This window comes from Brachybacterium tyrofermentans, assembly GCF_014897585.1.
In the GTDB taxonomy this organism is placed as follows: domain Bacteria; phylum Actinomycetota; class Actinomycetes; order Actinomycetales; family Dermabacteraceae; genus Brachybacterium; species Brachybacterium tyrofermentans.
Window position 1 is genome coordinate 1 of the sequence record NZ_JABUXW010000061.1, and the last position, 4,347, is coordinate 4,347.

3 protein-coding genes and 1 pseudogene are annotated in these 4,347 nt (G+C 65.4%); 3 read left to right on the forward strand and 1 reads right to left on the reverse strand.

All coding sequences use genetic code 11. The annotated features are described in order from the left end of the window. Positions 1 to 136 precede the first annotated feature (136 nt). Positions 137 to 1,462, forward strand: coding sequence for an IS256 family transposase (locus INT49_RS20525; RefSeq protein ID WP_226851114.1), 1,326 nt, complete (start codon positions 137 to 139; stop codon positions 1,460 to 1,462). 66 nt (positions 1,463 to 1,528) lie between these two features. Beyond that, positions 1,529 to 2,815 carry an ISL3 family transposase gene (locus INT49_RS20530; protein ID WP_193119589.1) on the forward strand — a complete coding sequence of 429 codons (1,287 nt, stop codon included), beginning with the start codon at positions 1,529 to 1,531 and terminating at the stop codon, positions 2,813 to 2,815. Between the two features lie 408 nt (positions 2,816 to 3,223). Here INT49_RS20530 and INT49_RS20535 read toward each other — a convergent pair whose 3' ends face one another. Continuing rightward, positions 3,224 to 3,763, reverse strand: coding sequence for a hypothetical protein (locus INT49_RS20535; protein ID WP_193119590.1), 540 nt, complete (start codon positions 3,761 to 3,763; stop codon positions 3,224 to 3,226). 351 nt (positions 3,764 to 4,114) lie between these two features. On the opposite strand from INT49_RS20535, the pseudogene INT49_RS20540 reads away from it, so the two are divergent. Next, positions 4,115 to 4,315 (forward strand): annotated as a pseudogene (locus tag INT49_RS20540) (hypothetical protein); the annotation flags it as partial. Positions 4,316 to 4,347 lie beyond the last annotated feature (32 nt).

A 4,347-nucleotide genomic window follows, 5' to 3' on the forward strand; every position in this document is an offset into this window, starting at 1 on the left:
GAGGAATGATCAGAACCTGTGGATGGTTCTCGGCGGGGTGACGTGCAAGGGGCGCACCTTCCCGAGGATGATCTTCTAGACGAAGCAGTTCTGATCAAGGACCGGCGTTGGAGCGCTGGTTCGGGAAGGTACGCCCATGCTCAAGATAGTCCGCGACGGTAGCGAGCCCAACCACGACGCGACCGAGTCCAGTGGGTCGTTGCTCGATGAGATCGTCCGCGATGGTGCCCGGCAGATGCTCGCAGCGGCGCTGCAGGCTGAAGTCGCCGCCTACGTCGACGCCGCGGCCGACCAGGTTGACGAGGACGGCCACCGCCTGGTGGTCCGCAACGGTTACCACGCCGAACGGGAGGTGACCACCGCCGCCGGCGCGGTGTCGGTGCGAGCCCCACGGGTCAACGACAAGCGCACTGACGAGGCCACCGGGCAGCGCCAGCGGTTCGCCTCGGCGATCCTGCCCGCGTGGGCCCGGAAGTCGCCGCGGGTGGCCGAGGTGCTACCGCTGCTGTACCTGCACGGTCTGTCCAGCAACGACTTCGCCCCGGCGCTGGAGCAGTTCCTCGGCTCCGACGCCGGCCTATCGGCGGCAACGATCACCCGGCTCACCAAGGACTGGCAGGACGAGGCCCGGGCGTTCAACCAGCGCTCCCTGGCCGGCACCGACTACGTCTACGTGTGGGTCGACGGGATCCACCTCAAGGTCCGCCTGGAACAGGACAAGGTGTGCCTGCTGGTGATGATCGGGGTCCGCGCCGACGGCACCAAGGAATTGATCGCGCTCGATGACGGGCACCGCGAGTCCACCGAGTCCTGGGCCGACCTGCTCCGCTCGTGCAAGCGGCGCGGGATGGCCGCACCGGTGCTCGCGGTCGGCGACGGGGCGCTGGGCTTCTGGGCCGCGGTCCGGGACGTGTTCCCCACCACGCGCGAGCAGCGCTGCTGGTTTCACAAGATCGGCAACATCCTGAACGCGCTGCCCAAGTCTGCTCAACCGGGCGCGAAGAAGGCGTTGGCCGAGATCTGGCAGGCCGAGGACCGCGAGCATGCCGAGGCCGCGGTCCGGGTGTTCGCCGACCTCTACGGCGCGAAGTGGCCCAAGGCGGTCGCGAAGATCGCCGACGACCTCGACGTGCTGCTGGAGTTCTACGACTACCCCGCTGAGCACTGGGTCCATCTGCGCACCACGAACCCGATCGAGTCGACCTTCGCGACCGTCCGGTTGCGTCAGCGGGTCACCAAGGGGCCCGGCTCGCGGGCAGCCGGCGTGGCGATGGCCTTCAAGCTCATCGAGTCCGCCCAAGCCCGCTGGCGAGCCGTGAACGCCCCCCACCTCGTCGCCCTCGTCCGCGCCGGAGCGACGTTCGAGAAAGGCCTCCTGGTCGAGCGACCCGACCACCCCGACACCCACAAACCCGGCTCTTCGCGGTTCGTGGTGATGGGGAGCGTCGCGTCGTTGGCGTAGAACGGCTCGTGGCCCTGCTGTGATGGGTGTTGTCAAGACATCCACATCCCAGAGGACCACGAGCCTGTGCATGAGAATACTGGTTCGCAGCGCGATGCTGCGAGCACGATCTTCAACCTGCCCAATTACCAGGTCATCGACGTCATCGACCTGCCCGATGGGGACCGGCGGGTGGTGGTCGCCTCGACCTTCCCGCCAGGCTGTCCGTCCTGCGGGGTGCTCGCGACGAAGGTCCACTCCCGCCGGGACCAGCATATTCGGGACGTCCCGATTGCTGGGGCGATAGAGGTGGTGTGGGCCAAGCGGCGCTGGTTCTGCCTCGAGCCGGCCTGCACCAGGGGCACGTTCTGGGAGTCCACCGAGCAGGTCCCGCGATACGCACGCTCGACGACCCGGTTGCGGGAGCAGGTCGTCTCGGCCGTGATCACGTCCGGCAGAGCAGCCTCGGAGGTGGCCCGGGCCCACGGCGTCTCGTGGTGGCTGGTCCAGGCCGCCCTGGCGGCTGCTGCCGTCGTCCTGCCTGCCGTCGACGACGTCCCGGTGACGCGCCTGGGCATCGATGAGCACCGCTACCGCACGGTGCGCTGGTTCCGCACCGATCAGGGAGCCTGGAGACGGTTCGAACCGTGGATGACGACGCTGGTCGACCTGGCCACCGGGCAGGTGCTCGGCATAGTCGACGGACGCGACTCCGCTGCGGTCGGTGACTGGCTCGGCCAGCGCTCAGAGCCTTGGCGGGAGCGGATCGAGATCGTCGCGATCGACCCTTCAGCCGCGTTCCGCAAGGCACTACGGGACTACCTGCCCCGGGCCGCAGTCTCGGTCGACAAGTTCCACCTCGTGAAACTGGGCAACGGCATGGTCACCACCGTCCGTCAGCGCCTGACACGCACCCACCGTGGTCGTCGGGGCCGCAAGGACGATCCGGCCTGGGCCCACAGGATGCTGCTGCTGCGCGGCGCGGACACCCTCACCCCTCGCGCCTGGGAACGGCTTGAGCACGTTTTCCGCACCGATGATCCCACCGACGAGCTCTCGGCCGCCTGGGGCATCAAGGAACAGCTCCGGCGCCTGCTGACCACCGACACCCTCGCCCAGGCCTGGGACGAACGGATGCGGATGGGCTACTTCGCCCAGATCGCAAACATGCCCGAGGCGACCAAGCTCTACGACACCGTCGTGGCCTGGTGGGACGCGATTGAAGTCCTGATCGTCACCGGCGCGACCACCGCCCGCGTCGAGGCAGCGAACACCGGCATCAAGAACATCAAACGTACCGGCCGCGGATTCCGCAACGCCGAGAACTACCGGACCCGTATCCTGCTGACCAGCGCCGCGAGAACCGTAGCGTGAATACCCGCCACTGCAGGGTCATTCACCACGAACCGCGAAGAGCCACAAACCCGAGGCGGATCAGCAAGCCGCCTGAAACTCCTCATCCACAGGTCTTAACAATATCTCGCACGCTATTTGAGCGCTGAGCTGCCGCGAACATTGGGGGCCCTCGCCATCTTCGGCTAACGGTTATTTTCTTCCGTGGCTACCTGTGGCCCTCAATATATACGCAAAAGCGACCCCTGCAACCCCGACTACGACGAAAGCTGGCCCAGTCGAACCCCACGACAACGACGAACCCGTAACCAGCTGGAACGAGACAACCACTATCCCGCCAATTAGGACAACAAGAGCTCCATAGCGTACAAGCGCCCATAGTTGCAGGGCCGGACCTGAATTAGATTCTCTGGCCATTTTCTCACCCGATCACGATGGGCAATTGGTGGAGACCCAGATCCAGAAAGCGCCGTAACCGAGTCCCATGACGATTCCGATAGCAGGATTTGCGCCAACGAGTACGAGAGCCGCTCTCCACGCAGCTGCATGGCCACCAGCGATCGCCCCCACCAGGTAGGGACATACGTCTTCCTTGAGGCCCATCGTTTGCATGCCGCCGGTCGGAGCTGCGACTGTCTTGCCTTCGCTCTGACCCCGCTCCAGGTACTCCTGCGCCTGGGTGGCGAGGCTCTCCCCGTCGACGGCCTTGGTCGATCCATCTGGAGCGGTGATCACACCCTCACCGGTATCGAGATTCATCTCGATCGAGTAGACGCCTTCGCCCTCGACCTCGTATGTATCGGTTACTACGCCCGATTTTTTACCGCCAGCGAAGGCTGGGATCTGCGCGTCGTCGATATCTGAATTCGAAGGCGTGGTCGCGAGGCGGGGTTCCGCCATGGCGCCCGTGGGAACAGCGACAGCCGCAAGTAGCGCTGCGCCAGATACCAGAAGTGCTCGTCTCTCCATCTTCGCTCTCCTTAGACTTTGGACGGAAAACGACCGTCTCATATCAAAAGCTTGTGGTCAAGACCACATGGTCGGAGCTATCTACTGAGTGCATCGCCCGCTGACGATTCTCAGTCGGCGGGGGATACGTGCTCCTGCTCGGACAGGGGTGTGGGGTAGCCTGCGGCGGCTGGGTGCTTCCCTGTCAAGGTTTCGAGTGCGTCTCTGAGGGGGCCGCTGTCGTTGGTGCCTGCCAGGTGTAGGAGGTAGCTGGCGAGTTCGTCTGGCCCGTTGAAGTTAGAGTCTGCCCATCCTCGATGAGGCCATGCTCGCCCATGCTCAGACGCTGGCCAATCTCGTCCGCGGGCCCCCAAGGTGCCCGGCTCGCGGGCAGCCGGCGTGGCGATGGCCTTCAAGCTCATCGAGTCCGCCCAAGACTGCTGGCGAGCCGTGAACGCCCCCCACCTCGTCGCCCTCGTCCGCGCCGGAGCGACGTTCGAGAAGGGCCTCCTGGTCGAGCGACCCGACCACCCCGACACCCACAAATCCGAGGCGGATCAGCAAGCCGCTTGAAACTCCTCATCCACAGGTCTTGACAATATCTC